23 protein-coding genes, 2 tRNA genes and 1 pseudogene are annotated in these 24615 nt (G+C 69.4%); 14 read left to right on the top strand and 12 right to left on the bottom strand.

Annotation, left to right across the window (positions count from 1 at the left end; translation table 11 throughout):
- Positions 1-34 precede the first annotated feature (34 nt).
- Positions 35-1294, bottom strand: a complete 1260-nt coding sequence (locus tag IZR01_RS13490) for an ROK family protein (RefSeq protein WP_194892575.1) — start codon at positions 1292-1294, stop codon at positions 35-37.
- Between the two features lie 143 nt (positions 1295-1437).
- On the opposite strand from IZR01_RS13490, the gene IZR01_RS13485 reads away from it, so the two are divergent.
- From IZR01_RS13485 to IZR01_RS13475, 3 genes are all read left to right on the top strand, one after another.
- Positions 1438-4326 carry a discoidin domain-containing protein gene (locus tag IZR01_RS13485; RefSeq protein WP_194924008.1) on the top strand — a complete coding sequence of 963 codons (2889 nt, stop codon included), beginning with the start codon at positions 1438-1440 and terminating at the stop codon, positions 4324-4326.
- A gap of 324 nt (positions 4327-4650) precedes the next feature.
- The gene (locus IZR01_RS13480; protein ID WP_194924007.1) at positions 4651-4950 is read left to right on the top strand and encodes a hypothetical protein; all 300 of its coding nucleotides are present in this window, start codon (positions 4651-4653) and stop codon (positions 4948-4950) included.
- Between the two features lie 140 nt (positions 4951-5090).
- A complete protein-coding gene (locus IZR01_RS13475; protein WP_194892596.1) occupies positions 5091-5585 on the top strand; it encodes a GNAT family N-acetyltransferase in 495 nt (164 codons plus the stop codon).
- A gap of 42 nt (positions 5586-5627) precedes the next feature.
- On the opposite strand, the gene IZR01_RS13470 is transcribed toward IZR01_RS13475, so the two are convergent.
- The 4 genes from IZR01_RS13470 to IZR01_RS13455 are packed head-to-tail and all read right to left on the bottom strand — an operon-like array spanning position 5628 to position 8261.
- Positions 5628-6539 carry an ABC transporter permease gene (locus tag IZR01_RS13470; RefSeq protein WP_228554093.1) on the bottom strand — a complete coding sequence of 304 codons (912 nt, stop codon included), beginning with the start codon at positions 6537-6539 and terminating at the stop codon, positions 5628-5630.
- Positions 6539-6700 carry a hypothetical protein gene (locus tag IZR01_RS13465; protein WP_194924006.1) on the bottom strand — a complete coding sequence of 54 codons (162 nt, stop codon included), beginning with the start codon at positions 6698-6700 and terminating at the stop codon, positions 6539-6541. The genes IZR01_RS13470 and IZR01_RS13465 overlap by 1 nt, the downstream gene beginning before the upstream one ends.
- Positions 6701-6713: 13 nt before the next feature.
- The gene (locus IZR01_RS13460; RefSeq protein ID WP_194924005.1) at positions 6714-7700 is read right to left on the bottom strand and encodes an ATP-binding cassette domain-containing protein; all 987 of its coding nucleotides are present in this window, start codon (positions 7698-7700) and stop codon (positions 6714-6716) included.
- 33 nt (positions 7701-7733) lie between these two features.
- Entirely contained in the window at positions 7734-8261 is a 528-nt protein-coding gene (locus tag IZR01_RS13455) for a winged helix-turn-helix transcriptional regulator (RefSeq protein WP_194924004.1), read from the bottom strand.
- Between the two features lie 84 nt (positions 8262-8345).
- Here IZR01_RS13455 and IZR01_RS13450 point away from each other — a divergent pair, with 84 nt between their 5' ends.
- On the top strand, positions 8346-9212 hold the full coding sequence (locus IZR01_RS13450) for an alpha/beta fold hydrolase (protein WP_194924003.1): 867 nt from the start codon (positions 8346-8348) through the stop codon (positions 9210-9212).
- 59 nt (positions 9213-9271) lie between these two features.
- On the opposite strand, the gene IZR01_RS13445 is transcribed toward IZR01_RS13450, so the two are convergent.
- A complete protein-coding gene (locus tag IZR01_RS13445) occupies positions 9272-10582 on the bottom strand; it encodes an alginate lyase family protein (protein WP_323746998.1) in 1311 nt (436 codons plus the stop codon).
- Positions 10583-10704: 122 nt separating this feature from the next.
- A complete protein-coding gene (locus tag IZR01_RS13440) occupies positions 10705-12186 on the bottom strand; it encodes a carboxylesterase/lipase family protein (protein WP_228559378.1) in 1482 nt (493 codons plus the stop codon).
- Between the two features lie 123 nt (positions 12187-12309).
- Between IZR01_RS13440 and IZR01_RS13435 the strand changes: the two genes are divergently transcribed.
- From IZR01_RS13435 to IZR01_RS13425, 3 genes are all read left to right on the top strand, one after another.
- Positions 12310-13305: an Lrp/AsnC family transcriptional regulator gene (locus IZR01_RS13435; protein WP_194924002.1), complete on the top strand. Its 996-nt coding sequence runs from the start codon at positions 12310-12312 to the stop codon at positions 13303-13305.
- A 273-nt stretch (positions 13306-13578) separates the two neighbouring features.
- Positions 13579-13651 (top strand) — tRNA-Leu (locus tag IZR01_RS13430).
- Between the two features lie 43 nt (positions 13652-13694).
- Positions 13695-13782: transfer RNA gene (locus tag IZR01_RS13425), tRNA-Leu, on the top strand.
- Between the two features lie 121 nt (positions 13783-13903).
- Here the strand turns inward: IZR01_RS13425 and IZR01_RS13420 are convergent.
- Positions 13904-15772: a flavin monoamine oxidase family protein gene (locus IZR01_RS13420; RefSeq protein ID WP_194924001.1), complete on the bottom strand. Its 1869-nt coding sequence runs from the start codon at positions 15770-15772 to the stop codon at positions 13904-13906.
- Positions 15773-16254: 482 nt separating this feature from the next.
- Between IZR01_RS13420 and IZR01_RS13415 the strand changes: the two genes are divergently transcribed.
- Positions 16255-16812: a hypothetical protein gene (locus IZR01_RS13415; RefSeq protein ID WP_194892584.1), complete on the top strand. Its 558-nt coding sequence runs from the start codon at positions 16255-16257 to the stop codon at positions 16810-16812.
- A 41-nt stretch (positions 16813-16853) separates the two neighbouring features.
- Here IZR01_RS13415 and IZR01_RS13410 read toward each other — a convergent pair.
- Positions 16854-17072: pseudogene (locus IZR01_RS13410) on the bottom strand (DUF427 domain-containing protein); the annotation flags it as partial.
- 207 nt (positions 17073-17279) lie between these two features.
- Here IZR01_RS13410 and IZR01_RS13405 point away from each other — a divergent pair.
- From IZR01_RS13405 to IZR01_RS53210, 4 genes are all read left to right on the top strand, one after another.
- Positions 17280-17999 carry an SDR family NAD(P)-dependent oxidoreductase gene (locus tag IZR01_RS13405; protein WP_194892586.1) on the top strand — a complete coding sequence of 240 codons (720 nt, stop codon included), beginning with the start codon at positions 17280-17282 and terminating at the stop codon, positions 17997-17999.
- Positions 18000-18075: 76 nt separating this feature from the next.
- The gene (locus IZR01_RS13400) at positions 18076-18822 is read left to right on the top strand and encodes an SDR family NAD(P)-dependent oxidoreductase (RefSeq protein WP_194924000.1); all 747 of its coding nucleotides are present in this window, start codon (positions 18076-18078) and stop codon (positions 18820-18822) included.
- 77 nt (positions 18823-18899) lie between these two features.
- The gene (locus tag IZR01_RS13395) at positions 18900-19754 is read left to right on the top strand and encodes an alpha/beta fold hydrolase (protein WP_194892588.1); all 855 of its coding nucleotides are present in this window, start codon (positions 18900-18902) and stop codon (positions 19752-19754) included.
- A 178-nt stretch (positions 19755-19932) separates the two neighbouring features.
- Entirely contained in the window at positions 19933-20541 is a 609-nt protein-coding gene (locus IZR01_RS53210; protein ID WP_194892589.1) for a TetR/AcrR family transcriptional regulator, read from the top strand.
- 72 nt (positions 20542-20613) lie between these two features.
- Here IZR01_RS53210 and IZR01_RS13385 read toward each other — a convergent pair whose 3' ends face one another.
- Together IZR01_RS13385 and IZR01_RS13380 are read right to left on the bottom strand one after the other, a co-directional pair.
- Complete coding sequence (locus IZR01_RS13385; protein ID WP_323747000.1) at positions 20614-21315, bottom strand: extracellular solute-binding protein; 702 nt, start codon at positions 21313-21315, stop codon at positions 20614-20616.
- A gap of 324 nt (positions 21316-21639) precedes the next feature.
- Positions 21640-22788 (bottom strand): MFS transporter, encoded by a 1149-nt coding sequence (locus tag IZR01_RS13380; RefSeq protein ID WP_194923998.1) that lies wholly within the window; start codon positions 22786-22788, stop codon positions 21640-21642.
- A gap of 55 nt (positions 22789-22843) precedes the next feature.
- On the opposite strand from IZR01_RS13380, the gene IZR01_RS13375 reads away from it, so the two are divergent.
- Both IZR01_RS13375 and IZR01_RS13370 read left to right on the top strand, forming a co-directional pair.
- Complete coding sequence (locus IZR01_RS13375) at positions 22844-23206, top strand: ArsR/SmtB family transcription factor (RefSeq protein WP_194892592.1); 363 nt, start codon at positions 22844-22846, stop codon at positions 23204-23206.
- 572 nt (positions 23207-23778) lie between these two features.
- Entirely contained in the window at positions 23779-24051 is a 273-nt protein-coding gene (locus tag IZR01_RS13370; protein ID WP_194892593.1) for an Imm32 family immunity protein, read from the top strand.
- 127 nt (positions 24052-24178) lie between these two features.
- Here the strand turns inward: IZR01_RS13370 and IZR01_RS13365 are convergent.
- A partial coding sequence (locus IZR01_RS13365; RefSeq protein WP_194923997.1) for a hypothetical protein occupies positions 24179-24615 on the bottom strand: 437 nt, incomplete at its 5' end.

The following is a 24615-nucleotide window of genomic DNA, read 5'->3' as shown; positions in this document are numbered from 1 at the left end:
GCCTGACTCCCGCACCGCGTCGCAGCCGACCCGATCACGGCCTGGCGGCAGGATCCTGATACACCCGCTCCAACGCCGAGTGCGCACCGCCCAGCGCCGGTGCCGAGAACCCGAGCCGGGACACCTCGACCCGGCAGCCGCCGGCGTCCGGGGCCATGACCCGCTCGCGCACCACCGAGCGGATCCGGTCCAGCATCAGCTCCCCGACATGGGTGAAGTAGCCGCCGAGGATCACGGCGCGCGGGTTGAGGACGTCGGCCAGCAGGCCGATGCCCAGCCCCAGGTCGGCCGCCACCCGGTCGAAGGCGGCCAGGGTCCGCTCGTCGCCGGCCAGCGCGCGGGCCATCAGAACGGCCAGGCGCTGCTCGACGTCCACCGTGGGGTCGTGGACCGGATCGCCGGGGTCGGCGGCCAGCCGGAGCAGGGCACTGAGACCGACCATCGTCTCCCAGCAGCCGAGCCGCCCGCAGGCGCACGGCCGGCGCTCGGGATCCAGCGGCATGTGCCCGATCTCGCCGGCGAACCCGGCCGCGCCGCGCAGTAGCTGCCCGCCGCTGATGATGCCGCCGCCGATGCCGGTCTCGCCGGTGACGTAGAGCAGGTCGTGGACGTCGGCGTCGTCGATCGCCAGGTATTCGGCGACCGCGGCGAGCTTCGCGTCGTTCTCCAGCCGCAGCTCCGGCACGTCCGGGCCCAGGCGCCGCCCGACCGCCGCCAGGACGTCCACGTCCCGCCAGCCCAGGTTCGCCGCGTAGTCCACCCGCCCGGCCGCGACGTCGACGACTCCGGGCACGGCCAGCGTGATCCCGGCCGGTCGCACGCCCCGGCCGGCGATGTCGGCCAGGCATCCGGTGATCAGGCCGGCGAGCAAGTCGAGCACTGATCCGACCTCGGCGGCCGCGACCGCGACCGGCACGCGCCGCTCGAAGACCGTCTCGCCGCGCAGCGTCATCGCCAGCACGCCGACATAGTCCGCGCTGATCTCCGCGCCGACCCCGCACACGTCGCGGCCGTCTAAGTGCACTGACAACCCCGGACGCCCGATGGATCCGTCGCGCTCGACCGTCCCCTCCGAGGCCAACCCCAGGGCCACGAGTTCACCGACCAGCCCGGTGATGGTCGGCTTGGGCAGCCCGGTGTCGGCGGCGATCCGGACCCGCGAGCGCGGCCCGGCGTCGCGCAGCAGCCGCAGCACCACGCCGAGGTTGTCCCGCCGGATCGACGCGCGGTCGCTCGGCCGCAGCAGCCCGACCGCGGGCGTCGAATCCGGCACCGGCCGCAGATCCGCCTTCATCCCCTGCCCCTTTCGTTCCGGCCCATCGTGGCATGCGCGATCGTCCCGGGTATTGACGTCCGCCTCAATAGTTTGGATCCTACTTTAACTAACTACGACCGGAGGTTCGACCTGTGAGAACGAGACCGGCGATACCGACGAGGGTGGCCACCGCCCTGGGAGCTGTGGCCTTGGCGGCAGTAGGCGTGGCAGCCGCCCCCGCTCCGACAGCCTCAGCCGCCACGGCGCCCACCGCGGGCGTGGTGACGATCGGCGGCAAATGTCTGGGTGAGGCGCAGAACGTCGTCCAACTCGCCGCCTGCGACGGCTCGTCCGCGCAGAACTGGACCTGGAACGGCGACGGAAGCGTGACCGCCTCCGGCAAGTGCCTGGACATCACCGGCGCTTCCGACGCGAACGGCGCCCTGGCCCAGCTCTACGCCTGCTCGCCCGGCGCGGCGCAGCAGAAGTTCAAGTGGCTGCCGGACGGCACCGTGTACAGCGTCAAGTCCGGCAAATGCCTGGAAGTGCAAGGCGGATCGGCCGCCGACAACGCCCGGATCGGCTTGGAACCGTGTGACCCTTCGCAGTCCCTTGAGGTGTGGAAGGCCACCACCGCGCCGCCGCCGCAGTACACGTTGTCGGCCGGAACCCCGGTGAACTACCCGAATCCGGACGACACCCCGGCCTCGGTCTACACCGACGCCAACGGCCAGTTCTATTACCAGCAGTCGCATTCGCTGTACGGCGCGACCGACAGCCGGCAGTGGAGCTTCTACTCCGGCAGCGACTTCGACACCGCGACCCTCGCCCCGATCAGCACCGCGGTGAACCCGGCCAACAAGAACGACAGCAACGGCGACACCACCTGGCGCTGCAACAACAGTCCGACCGGGGTCACGTCGACCAACGCCCCATCAGGGTCCGGATACGCCGAACGCAACTACTGCGACCTGTCCGGGACCTGGGTCGACCCGGACACCGGCTGGTGGTACGGACTGATCCACAACGAGTTCACCCCGCAGCCGTTCGGCGACGGCCTGCACTACGACGCCATCGACTACGCGGTCTCCAAGGACCACGGCGCGACCTGGAGCATCGCCGGGCACGCAGTCACCTCGCCCTTCAGCACCGCCCGGGATGACACCAAGCAGTTCCCGAACCAGACCTACTACTACGGCGACGGCGACCAGCGCCTGTTCGTGGACTACGCATCAGGCTACTTCTACGCTTTCTACGCCACGCGGGTCCTGGACAAGAGCGGCGGCGGGACGGTGTGGCTGCAACACGTGGCGCGCGCCCCGATCTCGCAGAAGATGGCGACCTCGTCCTGGCGCAAGTGGTACGACGGCGCGTGGCAGAGCCCCGGCGTCGGCGGCCCGGAGAGCGACATCATCCCGGCCGAGGGCGTCGGCAGCGGGTACGTCGCCTCTGGGGACGACTACCAGCCGTCCACCTCGGGAAGCGTCGGCGCGCAGGTCGCGGCCGGCACGATGCCGGACAACTCGCAGCTCGCGGTGATGAACGTGGCGTGGGACGCGTATCTGGGCAAGTACATCGGCACGCCGCAGAACAACATCGCGCAGGCCACGAACACCTTGACGCCGCTGCACTTCTACACCACCGACGACCTGGCCACGCAGAAGTGGACGGACATGGGGCTGGTGTCCAGCCTGCCGAACGCGGCGTGGTACCGGTGGTTCCTGGACTCCTCGACGGTCACCAGTTCCACGGTCGTCGGGAAGACGTTCCGTTCCTACTGCGCGTACTACTGCTCGACCTACACCAGCGAGTACTCGCCGGTGACGATCGCGCCGCAGTCCTCGGCCGCGCTGCCGAAGGGTCCGGTCAGCAGCGGTGTGTCGTATGAGATCGGCGCCGGCGACGGCCGGTACCTGGCGCAGCGCGGTTCGGCGCTGACGACGGTCGCCGGCTCGGCTGGCGCGTCTTCGGCCCAGGCGTGGAAGTTCACGCCGACCGGCGACGGGTTCTTCACCGTCGCCAACAGTGGTTCGGGCCGGGTGCTCGGGGTGAATTCGACCTCGAACACCGGACGCGCCTGGGACGCGCCGGTCTCGCTCGGCGCGCTTGGTGCCGGCACGCCCGGCGCCGATACGTCTGGTGCCGCCGCGCCCGGTGCCGCGCCGACGACCGGACAGCAGTGGTCGATCCAGACGATCGTGCAGTCCCCGTCCGCACGCGGTCACTCGACGGCCACCGGGTCCTACCGCCTGGTCAACCGGTACAGCGGCCTCGCCCTGAGCCTGACCGGCTCGGGTTCGCTGCCGGTCGCCACCTCCCCGCAGCGGGGTTGGGACAACTCCGGGAGCGGCGGAGACACCCGGCCGGCTTCCGCGCAGGCGCTCGGATTCACGGCGGTGTCCGGCCACCCCGGCAACACGATCACGGTGACCAGCCCCGGCAATCAGACCTCTGCTGCCGGTACCTCTATCAGTCCTCTGGCCATCCGGGCATCCGACTCGGCGGCCGGGCAGAAACTCACGTATAGCGCCACCGGCCTGCCGAACGGCGTGGCCGTCAACACCACGACCGGCCAGCTCACCGGTACTCCGACCGGCAACGGCGCCACCACGGCCGTCGTCACCGCGACCGACACCACCGGCGCGGCGGGCAATGCCACTTTCACCTGGACCGTGGCCGGGAACGATCTGGCCCAGAACAAGCCGACCACCGCATCCTCGGCGCAGTCCGGCGGCAACTACGCGGCGAACCTGGCCACCGACGGCAACCCGAACACCCGGTGGTCCAGCGACCCGTCCGATCCGCAGTGGCTCCAGGTGGATCTGGGCGCCACGCACACGATCAACGAGGTGAAGCTGGCTTGGGAGGCGGCCTACGGGCAGGCGTTCCAGATCCAGACCTCGAATGACGGTACGACCTGGACGACCATCTACGACACGACCACCGGATCCGGCGGCACGCAGGACCTGACCGGCCTAGCCGGGTCGGGGCGGTACGTCCGGATGTACGGGACGGCGCGAGGGACCGGCTACGGCTATTCGCTGTGGTCGTTCGAGGTGTACGGGAGCTGATACAGCTGAATCAGTGTTGGCACTCTTGGCGCGAGAGTGCCAACACCGATTTCGTTGGCACTCTCAATAGTGGAGTGCCAATCGCGAGGAGCCCGGGGATGGCGACACTGGCGCTGGGTGCACCTATCGGCGGCTTTGGTCGGCAACGCTGCTGTCCAATCTGGGCGACGGCGTCCGCGCGGCGGCGTTCCCGCTAGCCATTGGCGGCCTCAGCGGTGGATTCTTCGCCGCCGCCCTCACCCGGCGGATCGGAGTGAGAATGACGACCCTGGCCTGCCTGGCCCTGGCCGCCGCCGGCCACTGGCCCTGGGCACGACGAGCTCAGTGAGCCTCACAGCCGCGGTCCTGGCCACCAGCAGCATGGCCTTCGCCATCTGGAACGTGCAGGCGCGCACCACCATCCAGCGCACCGTACCCGCGCACCTGCTGGGACGAGTGATCAGCATCAACGGCGCCGTCATCACCGCGGCCTCCCTCGCCCGGGCCGGCCTCGGCGGCATCACAGCGAGCCGCCTCGGACTCCACGCCCCATTCCTGCTCGGCATCCCGGTCTTGGTCGTCGCCGGGACCCTCACCGCCGTAACAGGCAGTAGCGCCCAGGACTCGTATCCGGTCAAAGGGTGAGGTACCGCCGGTGGGTGTCTGCTGCGGTGCCGGACGGCTGGCGCGGGAGATTCCAGCCTTCAGGATCCTGCGATATTTTGCCGGTTGTGTCGCAATCCGAGCCTGCCTGGCCCCCCGCCCCGATCCGGACCGAACGGCTCATGCTGCGGGCGTCGCAGGCCCGGGACCGGGCGGCGATCATCGAGATGTTCGCCTCGCCGGAAGTCGGCGCCTACATCGGCGGCGGCCGGCCGCGGGATCAGTTGGAGCGCACGGCGCCGGAAGTGCCCGGGCAGCGCTTCGGCTTCTTCGTGGTCGAGCTCGCCGGGGCGCTGATCGGGCTGATAACGCTCGACCGGCGGGCCGCGGAGCGTCCGGGGCACGTACGTCGGGAGGGCGGCGAGACCGAGATCGGTTACCTGTTCTTCCCGCACGCCTGGGGGAGCGGGTATGCGGCCGAGGCGTGCGAGGCTGCGCTGGACTGGATAGCCGACCTGCGTCCCGGGGAGCCGGTGGTGCTCTGCACGCAGGTCGCCAACGACCGCGCGCGGCGTCTCGCGGCGAAGCTGGGGTTCACGGAGGTGGAGCGGTTCGAGGAGTTCGCCGCCATGCAGTGGTTCGGCGTGCGGCGCCCGGCCGTTTCGCCCGCGCTCTGATTGTTCTTTCTCCTACGACAGCACTCGCTACGACAGCACCCGTTACGACAGCACCCGCCGCCTGAAGTTGCGCAGCCCCACGCCGAGGAACAGCGCCAGAAACCCGATCAACACCGGGTACACCACGTACAAGTGCATGTGTGGAGCATCCGTCAGCGCCGCCCGCATGCCCTCGTTGATGTAGATCAGCGGGTTGACCAGCACCACCGTCTGCAACCACGGGAACCCGCCGACCTTGACCGGCGCCAGCCGCGTCCACTCGTAGTACGTCCCGCCCAGGAACGTCAGCGGCAGCACCACGAACCCGAACATCAGCCCGATGTTCCGCGCCTCGAACGTGGTGCCCAGCAGCAGCCCCAGCGACGTCATCGCGACGCAGGCGAGCGGGATCAGCGTCAGCACGATCCACCAGTGGTACGACAGGTCCGCGTGCACGCCCTTGGCGTGCACCACCGCCGCGATCGGGAACACCAGCAGCGCCGAGATCATGCCCTGCACCGCCCCCGAGAGCACCTTCGCCGAGGCCACCAACCAGATCGGACACGGGGCCTGCACCCGGTCCTCGATCTCGCGCGTGTAGCCGAACTCCGACGCCAGCTGGAGTGCCACCGCCTGAATGCCCTGGAACATGATGGAGATACCGACCACGCCCGGCACCAATACCGTCGCGAACGCCGACTCGCTGCGCGCCCCACCCCCGCCCCCGATGCCCTGCCCGATGGTCGGGAACACGTACAGGAACACGAAGACCAGCAGGAACGGCTGGACCAGCGTCCGCGCCACGAACTCGCCGAAGTGCTTCTTCAGCACCATCAGATCGCGCAGGATGAGCGCCCCCAGCGCGGTGCGCGACGCGGCCGCCGCCGAGCGCGCGGGATGGGAGCGGATCTGCGGCCGGGCGGCGCCGGGCAGCGCGGCGCCGGGCCGGGCGGAGTCGGCTCGTGCGGTCGCCATCAGCTGCTCAGCTCCTCACCGGCGTGGTCGACAAGGTGGTTCCTCGGGCTCGGCGCCGTCACGCGGTCGCGGAGCTCGGCGCTATTGCCGGCGACGTCAGCGACGTCAGCGACGTCAGCCATGTCGGCGATGTCGGAGCGGCGGGCCGTCTCGATATGCATTGCATGGCCGCCATCAGTCCCTCAGCTCCTTGCCGGTCAGCCCGATGAACACGTCTTCCAAGCTCGGCGCGGCCACCGACAGGTCGGCCACGTCGTACCCCGCCGCCTCGGTCGCCATGACGATCCGCGCCAGCGAGCCGTCGGCGCCGCGCAGGTGCAGTTCCAGGCTGCCGCCGGCGGCCCGCACGCGCGTGATGCCGCTGACCTCCCCGCGCAGCGCGGCGCCGAGCGCGTCGAGGTCGCCGCGGGCGCGCAGGGTTACCACTGTGTCGGCGTCGATCCCGTGCTTGAGCTCGGCCGGCGTGTCCAGGGCCAGGATGCGGCCGTGGTCCATGATCGCCACCCGCCGGCACAGCCGGTCGGCCTCCTCCATGTAGTGCGTGGTCAGCAAGATGGTCTGGCCGTCGGCGTTCAGCTCGCCCAGGATGTCCCACAACGCCAGCCGGCTCTGCGGGTCCAGGCCGGCGGTCGGTTCGTCCAGGAAGAGCACCGCCGGCCGGTGGAAGATGGCGCGCGCCACCATCAGCCGCTGCGCCATGCCGCCGGACAGGGCGAAGACCGAGGCCTTGGCCCACTTGGCGAGATGGAACTGGTCGAGCAGCCGGTCGGCGGTGCGGCGCGATTCGGCGCGCGGGACGCCGAACAGCAGCCCGTGCACGTACAGGTTCTCCCAGACTGTGAGCTGCCGATCCAGCGTGTTCTGCTGCGACACCACGCCGAGCAGCTGCTTGGCCAGCGCCGGCCGCGCCACCACGTCCACCTCGCCGACGGACGCCTGCCCCGACGTGGGCACGACCCGGGTCGTGAGCATGCCGACCGTGGTGGTTTTGCCCGCGCCGTTCGGGCCGAGCAGGCCGAAGATCTCACCCGGCCGCACATCGAGGTCCAGCCGGTCGACGGCGGCGAAGTCGGTGCCCCGGTAGACCTTGGTCAGTTCCCGGGTACGGATCACGCCGGTCGAGGCCGTGGCCCCCGGCGCCGGACTGGCTGGGGACTCCACACAGTCCAGGCTATGGCTGCGGACCGTGGGGCGCTACAGGTTCGCGGGCTGGCCGGGGGACGCGCTCTGAGTGCCGGACACGCCCGGAGCAGCGAGTGCGTCCAGGCCGGCAGACCCACCTTGGCTGGCGATCGCATCGATCGCCTCCCGATTGGCGCGGTCGATCTCCGCCATATGCTCCTCAGCCCAAGCCCGCAGCACAGCCAGCGGCTGCTCCAACGACAGCCCGAGCCTGGTCAGGCTGTAGTGCACCCGCGGCGGCACGGTCGGCTCCACGCGCCGCCCGGCGAGCCCGTCCCGTACCAATGCCTGCAACGTCGTCGACAGCATCTTCTGCGAGACGCCCGGCATCCGGCGCCGCAGCTCGGCGAACCGCACCTCCTGCGGCGCCGCCTCGGCCAGCACCTTCACGGCCATCGACGTCCACTTCGACCCGATCCGGTCCAGCAACTCGCGGGTCGGGCAGGCCGGATCGAACAGGTCGCCACGCGCGTCGTCCACCAGGGCGGTCACTTCCACCTCACCACCTGACGGAGAAGTGCCGTCTTGGCGCCGCTCCATCGCTCTCCTACAGTTACGTGATATCCAATGGTAACCGCATCGCACCTGGGAGAACCTATGCCCGCGTCCATAGAACTGCCGCCCATGGAACTTCCGCCAATAGAGCTGCCGCCCATAAAACTGCTCCGTGTCCCCGCCAACGGGATCGAGGTGAACGTCGCCGTCAGCGGAGCCGGCACTCGCCCGGCGCTCCTGCTCATGCACGGCTTCCCCCACACCTGGCAGCTGTGGAGCGCGGTCATCGGCCCGCTGTCCGAGCACTACCAGGTCATCGCCCCAGACCTGCGTGGCCTCGGCGCCACCACCCGCGCCGCCGACGGCTACGACGCCGAAAACCTCGCCACCGACGCCGAAGCCCTGCTGGCCGCCCTGAACATCGACTCGGCAGCGGTCGTCGGCATCGACGCCGGCGCGCCCCCGGCCTTCCTGCTCGCCATGCGCCGCCCGGACCTCGTCCGTCAGCTGGTATTGATGGAAGCGCTCCTCGGCCGCCTGCCCGGTGCCGAGGACTTCCTGTCCGGCGGCGCGCCGTGGTGGTTCGGCTTCCACGCTGTGCCGGGCCTGGCCGAGACCGTCCTGACCGGCCACGAGCCCGAATACGTGGACTGGTTCCTGGCAGCCGGAACGCGGGGACGCGGTATCCCCGCCGATGTCCGCGACGCGTTCGCCGCCGCCTACACCGGTACCGAATCCCTGCGCTGCGCCTTCGAGCACTACCGTGCCATGCCCACCACCGCCCGCCAGATCGACGACGCGACGGCCGGCGGTCGTGGTCGCCTTACCGTCCCGACCCTCGCGATCGGCGCGCAGCCAGTGGGCCCGGCGCTCTACCACCAGCTCCGGCCGATCGCCGACGACGTCACCGGACGCGACATCGCAGAGTGCGGACACATCATTCCGCTCGACCGGCCGGAGGTACTGCTGGCGCTACTCACCGAGTTCCTGCACTGAGTTGCTGTAATTCCCGTACTGAATTCCCGTACTGAGTTCCGGTACTGAGTTCCTGCTAACTACGAACCGCTGATCGGGTCCAACTGCTCAGGCGCCGGCCGCAGCAGCCACAAATCCCCACCCGGAGGCACCGGAAGCTTCGCCACGGCGGCGCGTGCCGTCCGATCCCCGGCATCGGCCGCCGCGTGCACCACGTCGACGGCGGCGAACGCCTGGAACTGGAGCTCCGGATACGTCCAGGCCGCCTGTCCGGTGGCCGCCGGCACGACGAAGTCGACCGCCTTGAACAGGGTGCCGCCGTCCGGTGTGCTGTAGTGCCACAGATCGACGCCGACATGCTGCCCGATCATCGCCAGCCGGGTCAGCGCCACCAGGTCGAACGTGGAGTAGTGGAAGCTGCGGGTGCGCGACAGCTCCAACGGCAGCCCGCCGTTCGCGGCGATCTGCACGTCCAGCCGCTTGCTCTCCGCCGTCACGACGATCGACCGGGCCAGCGCCGGCTGCCCGGTCGCCAGGGCGAGCGCCGCCTCCTGCATGTCGAAGAACGAGCCGTGGTTGTTGGTCGAGGCGGCCTCGTCGGAGGCGTTCTTGCTGGTCTGCAACCAGGTCAGGAACTGCTTGTTCCAGGTCGTCATCCCGGCCTGGTCGGCGCCGGTCCAGCCGGGCGCCCCGGTGTTCAGCAGGGCGACGGCGTCCAGGATGTCGGTGAACTGCTGGGAGAAGTCGATGATGCCGATGCCCCGGCCGCTGACCATGCACGGGATGAACTGCGTGTAGTCCAGGCTCGGGTTCATCCGGGTCGCCGGGTCGACGAACCAGGTGCGCAGGTCCAACGCCGCGCGCTGCGCGTACGCCGGGTCGCCGGTGTAGTACCAGGCCAGCGTGAGGTCGTAGACGGCGTTGAACATCTCGCCGCGCTCGGCGTGGTCGGTGATGTCGTCGATCGCCGGGTTGCGCACCCCGTCCTTCTGCACGTACGGGCAGCCCCACGGGTTCGCGGTGGTGGCGGGCGTGGTCGGCCACCAGTAAGGGGCCTGACTCAGGTAGTCGTGCTTGTCGTTGCTCGGCGGCAGCTGCGGCTTGTCCATGACGGACCACGGGCCGGTGGTGAGCGCGGCGTCAGCCTGCTGACGCAGCTCGGCCAGCGGGGTCTGGAAGGCCGGGACCCCGGCGCGCACGAGTTCTCGGGTCACCGCCATCTGGACGCCGTTGAGGACGACGGTCTGCGGGATCTGGAACCCGTGCGCCGCTCCCGCCGCTCCTGCCGGCTGCGGGCTCTGCTGGGCGGAGGCCGCGGCCGACGGCACCAGCAAGCCGGCGACGAGGGTGAGGGCCGCGAGTATCCGGGATGTCGTGCGTCTGCGTATCACGAAGGTCTCCTGTTCCGCCCAGCATGGATGTTTCACGTATGTGAAATGGTGACAGGGTTATGAATGTTGCTGGCCCAGTGTCGCGCCGGAGACCGGGCGCGTCAATGAACGCGTTTCAGGGTTCAGATGAGGTGCCGGACGGTCGAGGAGCCGCCGGAGCCGCCAGAGTCGCCGGGGTCGCCGGACTCGTAGCGGCGCCAGTCGCTGTCGGCCGGGCGGCCGGTGGCGACGAAGGTCGCGGCGGCGCGGGAGAACTTCGCGGCGAGTTCGCGGGTCGCGGTGGTCGGGCGGCCCAGCATGGGGCTGTCGGGGTAGGTGTCGATCGTGTTGAAGAAGAAGGGGAGTTCGGCGCAGTGCGTGCTGCCGAGGTGCGCCGGGTCGTCGATCGGGGTGTAGTCGAACTCGTAGACGTACGTGTCGAAACCGGCGGCGGCCTGGTGGTCGGCGATGGCCAGCGTCCCGTCACGGAAGACGATTTCGGTCACGAGTTCGGTGAGGACGTCGCGCGGCGCGGCGCCGTGACTGGCGATGCGGTCGTACCGCTCGGCGCCATCCGCGACCTGACCGGCCACGATCGCACGAGCCTGATCATCGCTGAGTGCTGAGATACGCGGATCGAAGCCGAAGAACGCTGTCATCTCGTTCTTCGTCGTACCGGCGAGGATCTGCTTGCCGTCGAAGCGTCCGTCGGCGACCGCCTGCTCCCACGCCGCGGGCATCCCGGGGCCGCCGAGCACCGGATACATCGGCGGCGCGACGTCGCCCGGACGGGACAGTTCCCCGGCGAGTCGTCCATAGGCGCTCAGCAGTTGCTCGGCCGGGACGGCTCGGAGCGCGCCGAGCACGTCCAGACTGCCGGTCAGGCCGAGGACGTCGACGAAGCGGCGCGCGTGCTCGGCAGCCTCATCAGGATCCTGCGCCACCAGCCCGAACGGCGCCGACTGCATGATGACCCGCTTGACCATGGGCCCGGTGGTCGGGGACGCGGCGAGGTAGAGGCTGGAGAAGGCGCCCGCCGACTGGCCGCCGACCGTGATCTGCTCCGGATCCCCGCCGAAGCCGGCGATGTTGCGCGCGACCCAGTCGAGCACGGCGCCCTGGTCCTGCGTGCCGAGGTTCTCCACGCCGAGTTCCGGCAGATACAGGTAGCCCAGCGGGCCGATGCGGTAGTTGGCGGTCACCACGACGATGTCGCCGGCGGCGGCCAGGTTGCGGCCGTCGTACCAGTCCCAGCCGCCGGAGCCGCTGGAGAAGCCGCCGCCGTGGAACCAGATCAGGACCGGCCGGGGCCGCGCCTCGGAGGCTTTGTCAGCATGCTGCGGCGTCCAGATGTTGAGGGTGAGCGAGCCGTCCTCGTCCCAGTCCGGCGTGCGGCGGCCCATCACGGCTTCGAGCCGGGAGGCGCTTTGCGGGACGGACGGGCCGGGGCGGGACGCGTCGCGCAGCTCCATCCACTTCGGGTGCGGCTGCGGGGCGGCGAAGCGGAGATCGCCGACCGGGGAGGCCGCGTACGGGACGCCGCGGAACGCCGCGATGCCGTCCTCAAGGACTCCCTGGACGTTGCCGGACTCGGTGTCGGCGATCGGGCGGTTCAGCATGTTCATCGATGTCACCTTCCTTGCGTTTCCCTTGCGTTGGTGGGGACGTCTCTGGTGTATCGCCGAGCGGCGGAAACCATCGAGGATATGGCCTACTCTGATCGATAGCAGACAAGAAAGGTGCTCCAGATGGCGGATCCACGACAAGCGCGGCGCGCGCAGCTGGACGAGACCGACCGGCGGATCGCGGCGGTGCTGATGGCCGCACCGCGGGCGTCGTGGCGCACCATCGGGGACTTCCTCGGCCTGTCCGAGCGCACGATCGTGCGCCGGGCCGCACCGCTGCTGCACGACGGCACGCTCCGCCTGACCGCGGTGCGCAATCCCGCACGGTTCCCCGGGATCGTGCCGATCGTCCTGCGGATCCGCTGCCGCCCCAGCCGGATCAAGGCCATCGCCGCCGGGCTGGCGCGGCGTCCGGACACGATCTGGGTGGACATCCTCGGCGGCGGCAACGAGATCAGCAGTGTCCTGTTTCTCGACGGCGCCGAGTCGCGCAACACGCTGCTGCTGCGGGACTTGCCCGCTACCGCCGACGTGCTGTCGTGGGACGCCTACGACCTGATGAAGGTGTTCCCGGCGGGCTTCGCCTGGAGCGGCGGGCTGCTGAGCACGCAGGAGCTGGAAGCGATGACGTCCATCGAGCACGAGCCCATCGAGGCGCCCGCGATCCAGTCATTCGACGAGGCACTCATCAACCAGCTCATCGTCAATTCCCGGGCCGGCTACAGCGAACTCGCGGCCTTGCTGGACACGTCCGCATCAACGGTCCGCCGCAGGCTGGACACGCTGCTGGCCGCAAACATGGTCCGCCTCGCGTGCGAAGTGGACCTCGGCCTGCTCGGCATCGCCAGTGAGGCGCTGCTCTGGATCGCCACCGGCCCCGCGACCCTGGAAGCGGCCGGCAACACCCTGAGCCGCCACCCCCAAGTGCGGTTCACCGCCGCGACGACCGGGGCGGCCAACCTGATGGTGGCAGTGGCCGCCGAAGACCTCGGCGCGCTCTACACCTTCCTCACCACGACCATCGGTGCGCTTGAGGACGTGCGCAGCTTGGAGGTGACGCCGATCCTCGCGTCGGTCAAGCGCACCGGCCGCGTCCGCCCCTCCGCTCCGGCCGGATAAGTTTACCGGCCGGATAAATCAGTTGTCCGCACTCTGCGAACCCGGCAAACTGTCCCCATCAAAGCAGTTCCGAAGCCGAGATCGAAGGAAGGAGCAGGGACATGACCGTCGAAGCGACCCGACTGTGCGTCCTCCGGTCCCTGTCCCTTGCGCACTTTCCGGAGGAGCTCTCGGCCTGACCGTCACCACGTGACGGTCCCAGGGCCGCCCGCCGGAAGGAAGACCTCCGGCCGGGCGGCCCTTTTCCGTCCGCCCCCAGCCCAACCACCACAAGCTTCCGTAGCCCAACGGCAGAGGCACGGCGTTCAGGACGCCGCCAGTGCGGGTTCGAATCCCGCCGGAAGCACAACCGGCGGCCGCGCCCCCATCGGCGGCGCGACCACCGGCGAGCACCCGTGCTGCAACTGGTTGACAGCCCGGCCTGAGAAGCCGGGGCCCCTCGCGGGCGTGTGGGTTCGAGTCCCATCGGGTGCACCACAGTTAGCAAATTGGAACCCGTTGACTTGTACCTGCCGCCCTAGCGGGCGGTGCGTACAAGTCAACGGGTCCTGACCTGCTGTCAAAGCTATCGCCGTGGCCGGGACCCGGGACGCTTCAATCAGCGTGCGTGCACCTCGAGGAAGGTACGTACCGCGGACTCCAGCGCGCCTTCGATCCAGGCCGGCTTGAGGCTGGTGTGCTCGCCCGCGAAGTGCACCCGGCCCTCGACCGTGCGCGTGGCCGGGTGTAGTTCGTGCAGTTGGCCGGGGGTCACGACGACGGCCTCGCCGAGGGCGTAGCGGGCCCTGGCCCAGGACTGAGTGGCGCCGATACCGGTGAACTCGGTGTAGACCTGGTTTCCGTAGATGCGGGCCATGTCGGCCAGGGCGAGTGCGTAGCGTTCGCCCGGGGTCAGGGAGTCCCAGCGCATCGCGTCGTCCGACCAGCAGTAGGCCGCGAGCACCACGCCGCCGCGGGATCCCTGGGGTGCGTGCGAGGGGAAGTAGGTGAAGCGGCTCGGGTAGTCCGAGATGTTGCCGCCGCCGGTGAAGCCGCCGGGGCCGCGCTCCCAGAAGCGCGTCTTGAACTCCAGGAGCACCTTGGTCGCGCTGTCGTAATGGAGTTCCTCCACCGCGCGCCGCTTGGGGTAGGACATCAGCGGTGAGATCTGGCAGAAGCGCAGGGCGCTGAAGGGGACGGCGATGATGGCGTAGTCGCCGTGGAAGGTCTCGACCGGGCCGATCGGTGCGCCGTCGCAGGAGTCTTCGCTTCCCGACTCGGCGGTGGTCTCGATCGTCACTCCCTGTCCGTCTTGGATGAGCTTGGTCATCCTGCGGTTGGTGCGGATCAGGCCCTTCAGCGGGGCCGCGAGGGCGTCGGTGAGGGAGGCGGTCCCGTTCTCGAACTCCCAGTACCGGTTCGTCGGGCTGATCAGCGCGTGGTCGAACAGGGTCGGGATCAGCGAGTAGTGCAGGCGTGAGGTGAGGTTCTCCACGGTGCCGACGGCCTGTAGCCGGGGCGTGTCCCAGCCCTGGTTCTCGACGAGGTACCGCTGGGTGGAGTAGCCGTCGAAATCACGGAAGAGCTGCGTCCAGCCGTCCAGTTGCGTCGCGATCGGGGTGGTGCCGGACACGACCACGGGAGCGAACGCCGCGCTCGCCGCGGCCGTGGTCGTGGTGGCCAGATCCGTGCCGAACAGGCTGTTGAGCGCACTCGGATTCTGCGCGTACGCGTTCCGGGTCCGGGTCAGGTCGTTCGAGGTGATCAGCGACAGTCCGGTGGCCGGCGGCGCGCTGAACCCCGTGCCGCCGGGACCGTTGGTCCAGGTCTCGCCGGTGAACGAGGTGTACGTCACCGGCGGGATCTTGCCGGTGGACACCGCGCCGGGGGCGACGTCGGCGTTGTAGAACAGACGGCGGGTCAGGCCGAGCTTGTCGCCGAGCGCGAGGACGAGCGGGTGGGCGTCCGGCAGCCGCATGGCGCCGGCCTCGGCGTGCAGCCGCGGGTCGGAGAAGATGCCGCGGAAGGTCTTGATCCGCCCGCCGACCCGACTGCCGTTGGCCTCCAAGATCACCACGTCGTGCCCGGCCGCGATGAGTAGGCGCGCCGCGGTCAGCCCGGCCGCGCCGGCTCCGACGACCAGCACCCGCTTGCGCGCTGTCGGCGCGGGCAGCCGGCCGTCGATCAGGATCTTGAGGTACTCGAGCTTGAGATCGCTCTGCTCGTCGGCGCTGACCAGCAGGACTTCGCGGGCCAGCTCCCGGGACGTCGCCTCGTCGCCACCGCCGGGGGAGTCGGTCGGCGCCGCCGCGACGGCGTCGGAGGCGGGTAGAGCGAAGGTGGCGGCTGCGGGTAGGCCCAGCGTGACGGCGGCCGCACCACCGACCAGCGCACGCCGCGTCAGGCCGGTGTTCTCGGATGAGTCGGCGCTTTCGGGAAGCCCGCCGTTTTCGCGCAGGCCGAACCTACTCGACAACCTGTTCTTCACAGTGTTCTTCTCTCTGTTCTCTGCTAACGCGTTCTCTGTTAGCGCAGACTGACTGCGAGGACGTACGTGCTGTCCGCGACCGCGGCGATGCGGCACAGCACCCTGGCCTCGGATCAGAGTCGTACGCTGCTTGAGCGCGGCGATGGACACGCCCGCGGTACGGCGGATGGCGTCAGGGGTGTCGGGGGTGTCCCGGCGCGCGGATGTGCGGCGACGTAGGCACCGACGCGCGCGGGCCTGAAGGTGTAGTGCCCGAAGGTGTAGTGGTGGTCGGGGTCGGTGCAGCTCGCAGGAACTGACGAAGGCCGGCTTCTGAACGCAGGCACTGAAGTATCGCCGCCACTTCTCCGCCCTGGGTAAGTATGCGGCGGCGTCGCCCACCGCAGCCATCAGCGCAGCCGTAGCTTGCAATGGCGCGACGCCTGCGGGACCGAATGCAACTCGGGCGCTTTCCAACACTTCGGGAAGGTCGACTACATCCCATGAAGGATCTCCCAGTCCTGATGGCGGACACCGCCCGCGTCGCGGGGATCCGCTCCGCTCTCACGACCACAGCCATCGCGCAGGTCTGGTACCGCCAGACCGGATCCGGCGGCCACGGCGCGGCCCCCGAAGGCGAGTGCCACGAAGTCGACCTGGACGTCTTCCTCGTCCTCGCCGACCGGACGGTTGCGGCGTTCACTTGGGAGCGGGACGGCGTCGTCGAGGGCATCTCAGTGGGCTACCTCGCCGACGTGCCTGAATCGGGCGGATCCGTGGGTGTCCGTGCCGATACGACGGGGCAATGGGCACCCATCATGGGCAGAAAGGTCCAGAACGTAGTCTTCGCATGGCAGGAGAGCGACACCGACGCGCCGCCCAGCCTGTTCTCAACGCGGATCGACTTCGAAGGCGGCGCGAGCGTCGCCATCGCGCTGGGCGAGATCGGCGGGAACGGCGAACCGCGGTATTTTCCGGACTCGCTGGTGGTCCTGTTCGACGAGTCGCTGGCGAGGAACTACCGTCCGGCGTGGGCGATGGCCAGCGCCTGGGGGGAGTAGGCGGCCTTCGGTCAGCTGCCGATCGCCGGAGAGCCGGTTTACGGGCAGTGCGTCTCGGTGGTGCTGTCCGTCAGCAAGCTCAGGTCGACATCGACCAACGGGATGTACTGCACCGGCGGATAGCCGGCCTCGCTCAGCGTCAGGGCACTGGTGGTGTCGGCCAGCACGTGCGTGCCGACGCGAACCACGACCCGCGCGCCGGTGGGTTCGACGGTGATCGGGTGGTCGGGCCTGGGGATCTTGGGCTCTCGTGTGGTCATGCGCTGTTCCTTGCCTTCGAGAATATCCAGACCAGTCTGTCTAGTTCGTGCGGCAATCGTAGGCACTGGCTTCCTTCGACGTCAATAAGCAGCATGCTGGCCAATCCGATCGATGCTTGTCCTCTCGATTTGACGAGACAGGGTTGGCCTGTTTAGCTGAAGCCATGACTAGACAGACCGGTCTAATCATAAATCGGAGGTACGATCATGACCGAGACGCCCACAGCCCTGGTCACCGGCGCGACATCGGGTATCGGCCGGGCCGCCGCGCTGAAGCTCGCCCGGGACGGATTCAAGGTCCTGGTCCACGGCCGTGACACTGAGCGCGGAGCCGCGGTGGTCAAGGAGATCGAGAACGCCGGCGGCAGCGCGGAGTTCCTCGCCGCCGACCTCACCGACGTCCAAGCCATCAGGGAACTGGCGGTTGCGGCCGGGGGCGTCGACGTCCTGGTCAACAACGCCGGGTTCTCCTGGTTCGGCCCCAGCGCCGAGCTGGAACCCGAGAAGTACGACGCGCTGTTCGACGCCAACGTGCGCAGCGCGTACTACCTCACCGCCGCCATCGCGCCGAAGATGGCCGAGCGCGGCCGGGGGAGCATCATCAACCTCGGCAGCATGGTCGGGCAGATCGGCCTGGCCGGGAGCGCCGCCTACAGCGCCACCAAGGCGGCGCTGGCAGCGCTGACCCGCTCCTGGGCCGCCGAGTACAGCCCGCGCGGCGTGCGGGTCAACACCATCGCCCCCGGACCGGCCTATACCGGCGGCGCCGCGGCAGACCGTATCGCAACCCTGGGGAAGACCACGCTTCTGTCCCGCGCGGCACAGGCCGAGGAGATCGGGGACGTCATCGCGTTCCTGGCCTCACCGGCCGCCGGATACATCACCGGCGCCGTCGTCCCCGTCGACGGCGGACGCACCGCCGTCTGATCCGCACCGTCGGCTGACCCGCACCGCCGTCTGACCGCACCCCCATCGCACGAAACCCACCCACAGGAGCATGAACATGGATCAGCCTGTTGTTTTGATCACCGGTGCGCTCACCGGCATCGGCCGCGCCGCGGCCGTCGCCTTCGCCAAGAAGGGCGCGAACGTGGTCGTCACCGGTCGGCGTGACGAGGCCGGCAAGGAACTCGCCGAGGAGCTGCGTGCCTTCGGCGCCGAGGCTGAGTTCATCAACGCCGACGTCCGCCGGGACGACGATGTCCGCGCCATGGTCGACCAGGCCGTCGCCCGGTTCGGCCGGCTGGATGTCGCGGTCAACAACGCCGGCACCGAAGGCCGACCCGGCCCGATCACCGACCAGAGCCCTGAGAGCTTCAACGACACGTTCGACACGAACGTCCTGGGCGTCGTCCTGAGCATGAAGCACCAGGTGCGCGTCATGCAGAAGCAGGGCAGCGGCAGCATCGTCAACATCTCCTCGACCTACGGGCATGCGGGTGCGGCCGGGGCCTCGGTCTATGTCGGCAGCAAGCACGCCGTGGAAGGCATCACCAAGTCGGTGGCGCTGGAGGTCGCCGAGGCGGGAATCCGGGTCAACGCCGTGGCCCCCGGCCCCACGGACACCGGCATGCTGACCCGGTTCACCGGCACGCCGCAGAACAAGGCGGCCCTGGTGGCGCAGGTCCCGCTGGATCGCCTCGGTCTGTCCGAAGAACTCGCCGACGCGATCGTGTTCATCGCGTCGAACGAGGCCTCGTACATCACCGGCCACATCCTCAACGTCGACGGCGGCATGACCACCAGCTGACCGCCAACCGGCTGCTAACTGACCACCGCGCGGCCAGCCGACGCACGTCAACCACCGATCCGAGGAGTAGCGCCACCATGGGCGACCACACACACGACACCGCCCCCACCCAGTTCGTCGACGCCGGCGGCATCCGCTTCGCCTACCGCCGCTTCGGCAACCAGGATTCCGGCCGGACCCCGGTCGTGTTCTTCCAGCACTTCATCGGCAACCTCGACGATCACGACCCGGCGATCGGCGACGGGTTCGCCGCCGATCGCGAGGTCATCCTGTTCAACAACACCGGAGTCGCCTCCACGTCCGGCGTGGTGCCGGACACCATCGAGCAGATGGCCACCGACGCCGCGGCCTTCATCGACGCCCTGGGTCTGACCGCCGCGGACCTGGTCGGCCACTCGATGGGCGGCCTGGTTGCCCAGCAGGTCGCCCTCCAGCGGCCGGACCTGGTCCGCAAGCTCGTGCTGGTCGGCACCGGCCCCCGCGGCGGCGTCGGTATCGGCGAGTCGCCCGCGGAGATCGGCGCGCTGTTCGGCGTCAAGCTGCCTCGGCAGGAGGACATGTGGCTGCCGATCCTGTTCGCGCCGACCGAGACCAGCCAGAAGCTGGGCCGGGAGTACGTCGAGCGGATCGTGGCCCGCGAGGACCGAGACGCCTCCCCGTTCGGCGAGCAGGTCTATGCCGGTCAGGGCACCGCCATCCACACCTACGGCACCACCAAGGACCCGGCGTACGCGATCTTGAAGAGCATCAAGGTCCCGGTCCTGGTGGTCAACGGCACCGACGACATCATCATCGCGACGATCAACTCCTACATCCTCCAGCAGTTCCTGCCGGACGCCGAGCTGATCCTCTACCCGGACGCCAACCACGGCGCCCACTTCCAGTACCCCGAGCGGTTCGTGACCCACACGAAGCTGTTCCTGGACAGGTAGCAAACAGGGCGGCCGACTAGCCGGGCCGCGCACGCCAGAGGCGGTCACCGGGGCGCGGGACCGCCTCTTCGCGTTGACTGGGAAGACCGGTCTGTCTAGTCTTGTTGAAGCGGGTAGGAGTCGGATAGGGCCCCGAGTCGAGCAATGGACTGTACCGCCAGTCTGGAAGAAGGAATCCATGCCCGCCAAGGTCAACGCCACGGCCGCCGCGGCTGCCGCGAAGCCGTCCGTGCGCGAGCGCCTGCTCGCCGCCGCCGATGAGCTGTTCTACAGCGAGGGCATCCAGACCGTCGGCATCGACCGCGTGGTGCACAGGGCCGGCGTCGCCAAGGCCTCGCTCTACAACGTGTTCGGCAGCAAGGACGAGCTGGTCCAGGCCTACTTGGACGCCCGCACGGACCGTACCCGCGAGGGGATCGAGCGCACCCTGACCCGGTTCCGGACGCCCCGCGAGCGTCTGCTGGGGGTCTTCGACGCCCAAGGCCAGATCTTCACCGAGCCCGGCTTCAACGGCTGCGCCCACATCACCGCCAGCGCCGAGGCTCAGCCCGGCGGGCCGGTCGAGTGCGCCAACGCCCGGTACCGGAACTGGGTGCGGACGATGTTCACCGACCTGGCCCGGGAGGCCGGCGTCGCCGACTCCGAAGGTCTCGCCCGGCAGCTGCACCTGCTGTACGACGGGTCCGGAGTCTCGGCCCGGATGGACCGCGACCCCTCGGCCGCCACCACGGCCCGCGCGGCGGCCGCGGCGCTGTTCGACGCCGCGATCAAGGTGGGCGAGGAGTAGGAAACCGATGAGGGCGGTACAGCCATCACCAGCTTTAGCGCCACTGAGCTGCGGGATCGTGGATATCGTTGGTCAGGGGATCGAGGTGGTGTTGGCGAGGTAGGTGAAGCCGCCAGGCGCGCCGCTGCCTTTCTGCGCGAACATCTGCTCGGTGGCGTCCGAGGTGAACGCCTTGATCCAGGCCTCGGCCCAGAGACGATGCTGTGACGTCGCCGGGATCGCGAGGTCCGAGCCGCCGACGATGACGCCATCGTGTTTGGCGGCGTAGTACGGCACGCAAAAGAGCTTGCCGTTCGATGTGCACGATTGAGCCAGGACGTCCTGCCACGTCGAAGAGTTGTCGAAGGTGGCTTTGTCCGCCGTGATGTCCGACAGTGAGCCCTGGCTGATGATGCCGCCGGTCTCGGTGGTGCCGAGTTCCACGACGTCAGGTGGCGTCGTCGACTGGATCGCAGCCTCGGCCTTCGCCGCGTAGCCGCTGCTCCAGTTCTGGAAAGCCACGGTGATCTTGACGTTCGGATAGGCCTGGTCGAACTTGTTGGCGGCGAGGCGCACGGCATCTGGCCAGGTGGCTTGCGCAGGTTCCTCGAGCCAGACCGTCAAGGTCCCCGAGGCGCTCACATCGACCGCAGGCGATGCGTTCGCGTTCGGCGATGTGGGCGTGGCTGTGGACGTGGACGTGGATGTGGCTGTGGAAGCGGCGGCGTTTTGGGCCGCGCTCGGCCGGGCCGCACCGATTTGACCAGACGACGAGCACCCGGCCGCCGCGAGCACCGCCAAGAACCAGGAGCAACGGACAACCCGCCCCATGGTGACTCCCTTCGCAATTCTGAAGCGTTCTTGCCGTCCGCAAACAGCGCGGACTGTATAGGGGGCCTGAGACTATGCCGTGTTCTAGAGGACCCGTCCTGGCGACCGATCCCTACGCGTCGGCCCGTGCCGACCGAAGCTTGGCTCTGGGCCGCGGATGCCGGGGCCGGTGATCGCCGAGCGGATCGGCCGGCCGTACCCGCCCCCGAGATGCCGATCCCGGGCGTGGCGGGGCGGGGCAGGGCAAGGCAGGGGCCAGTGTGAACTATCGCGTTCTGCCGCGGCGGTTTAAGGCAGCCTTTTGATAGTCGGCTGCGCGAGCAGCGCGATCACGACGGCGGCGAGCGGTATGCCGGTCGCGGAGAACGCGGTCAGCGTGAGGCCGCCGAGCGCGCCCGCGGCGGCGACGCCGAGGAACTGCGCTGAGAAGTGCAGGCTCAGTGCGGTCGAGCGCTGGCCCGGGGCGAGCAGCACGAAGCGGGTCTGCTGGCTGATGCCCGTGCACCACCAGGCGGCGCCCAGGATCAGCATCGCGGGGAAGAGCACGACGAGGTGCGCGTCCTGATGTGGTCCGGTGGCGGTGAGTACGGCGATGGTCGCGATCACCGAGGCGACGACGCCCAAGCCGGCGCGCAGGGTGCGGGCCAGGCCGGCACGGGCCAGGACGTGACCGATGAGGCGTCCGCCGACCAGGCCGCCGGTTCCGAACGTCACCATCAACATCGCGACGGCGCCGCTGCCCCGCCCGGTCGCTGCCGCGACCACCGGCGACAGGTAGGTATAGAGCGTGTAGGCGGCCAGGAACAGGGCGAAGGTCGTCGCGGCGGCCCAGCCGATGCCGGGGGAGCGGGCCAGGTCGGCGCGCTGCCCGGGGCCGGCGCCGGCCGGGCGCACGTCCGGCAGCAGGGTCGCGACCAGGGCGGCTGTGGCCAGCGCCAGCGCGGTGACGAACCAGAACGCCGCGCGCCAGCCGAAAGCGGAGGCGATGACGGTGCCCAGCGGCGCTCCGGCGGTCAGAGCCAAGGCGTTGCCGGTGGCGGTGACGGCGATGGCCTTGGGCAACTGATCCTGCGGGGCCAGGGCGGCCGCGATCGCGGCCGCCGGCGCCATGAACAGCGCGGCGCCCGCCGCCGCCACGATGCGCGCGGCCACCAGGACGCCCAGCCCGGGGGCGAGCGCGGCGACGGCGTTGGCGGCGGCGAACAGCAGCGCGGCGCCGACCAGCAACCGGCGCGGCGGCAGCGCATGGGCACGGGCGATGAGCGGCGGCCCGAGTATCGCGTAGGCCAGGGCGAACACGGTGACCAACTGTCCGACGACGGGAACGCTGGTGTGCAGGTCGCGGGCGACTTGTGGCAGCACCCCGGCGATCACGTAGCCCTCGGTGCCGACGGTGAAGGTGCCCAGCGCGAGCAGGTATATCCGTGGGTTCAGCATGAGTTCAAAGGTACAACAAACGTTGAACCATTGGACCGCGGGGTAGACTCGCCGTATGCGCGACGCCTTCCACGCCGACCCGGCCGACGTGCCCCTGGCAGCGGCGATGCACGCACTCAGCGACCCCCTGCGGCTGCGGATCGTGGAGCTGCTGGCGCGCGACGGCGAGACCGAGTGCTCGGTGATCTACAGCGCGCTGGGCATCAGCAAGTCCAACGCCTCCCATCATTTCCGGATCCTGCGCGAGTCAGGCTTGATCTGGCGGAACCATCAGGGCCGGCAGCAGAGCGCTCGATTGCGGGGCGATGAGTTCAACACGCGGTTCCCAGGGCTTCTGGACGCTGTCTTGAGCAATATCGAGCCCGGTCCTGCGGCTCACCGGCCGGTCCAGCAGCAGGGCGTCGATCGCATCGGCTGACGCCGCCGGCGGTTCGGATCCTCCGGACCGAGGGCTTCTATGGGCTCTGCTATCAGCTCTGTCGCAGGTGCCTCCCTCAAGATCAAGCTATACCGCTGAATTCACCGTCCCGGCGCATGGCCGTCCGGCGGGCGGCGCCGCGGCGGTTGCCTCCGCGAGCCAGGCCGGTCGTGGTGTTCCTACGGCACCGACATGGCCGGACCGCGGGTACCGGGCGATCGACGCGGTCACCACCCACAACGCGGAGTCCGTGCCCCGTACGCCCCGTACGCCCCGTACGCCCCGTACGCCCCGTACGCTCCGAACGCCCCGAACGAGGGGTGTGAGGCCCGGCTTCAGCCTGCGATTTCGGGTAGCGGGCGCTATCAGGCGCCTGGTGTCGGGTCGGAAGGGGGGACTTAGGAACTCAACGTGGACGACACGCTCAACGCCGGTGAGGGGGCGACAGCCATATCCTGGGCAGCACGGAGGCGGGTCCTATGCGACTTCGAGTACATGCAGCCCGACCCGAAGACGTGGCGCATGGCCGTGGCCTAGAACGGCGATGTCTACTTCACAAACGGATGCATCCAATGACGGAACGGCGAGTGACACTACCGGACTACCAACCAGGCGGATCGCTGCGGTTCGCCTGGGCGGACGGGTTCCGCATCGAGATCGACGCCGCGGCCGGCGAGGTCGTCATCCGCGCCAACACCGCGGGCCTGGTGTCACTCGCCCAGCACTGCCTCACGTTGGCCCAGGCGGACGTGCCCCCCGGCAGCCACCTGCACCTGACCGATTCGGTCGAGCTGGAACCGGGGTCCGGGGACCTGATCATCGAGAGGGCGCCCGACCAGAGCTGAATATGGGACAACGCGCCCTGCGGCCGTGTTCAGCCTTTACCGAGCCCGCTCTGGACGCCCTGGGCACCGCCTTCGGTATCGAGGTGCGTACCTCAGTGGACGGTGAGGTTGCCCTCCTACCCGAAGGTCACGCGCTTTGAGCAGCACGTTCGTCAATGCGCGGGCCGGGTTGGTCGGTGATCTGGTAGGCGTCGGTTGTGTGGGGTGAGCCGTTGGCGGTGTCGGCTAGTTCTTTGGGGAGGTCGGTGAAGCGGCGCGGGGCTGCGGGCTCTACGGCGAGTCGTCCTGCTGTGAGTTCGGGTGTCAGTAGTGCTTCTACTTGGTCTCGTAGGTGTTGGAAGTGTGAGGCTCGGTAGCCGATGACGCGGATGCCGCGTCGGAGGACTGCTGTGAGGCCGGCGGTGGGTATGTGGCCGTCGGTTGTGGCGTGGGCGGGGACTCCGGTGTCTGCGGTCCAGGCGACTCGGCCGCGTTCGGCCATGGCGCCGAGGATGTCGACGAATAGGTCTGGTGCGGCGCCGAGGATTGCGGCGTGTATGCCGCGTGGTGCGGCGGCGAGTAGTT

Source organism: Catenulispora pinisilvae (assembly GCF_015356865.1).
In the GTDB taxonomy this organism is placed as follows: domain Bacteria; phylum Actinomycetota; class Actinomycetes; order Streptomycetales; family Catenulisporaceae; genus Catenulispora; species Catenulispora pinisilvae.
Note: the sequence above shows the minus strand (reverse complement) of the source record. Positions and strands in the feature narration are given on the sequence as shown.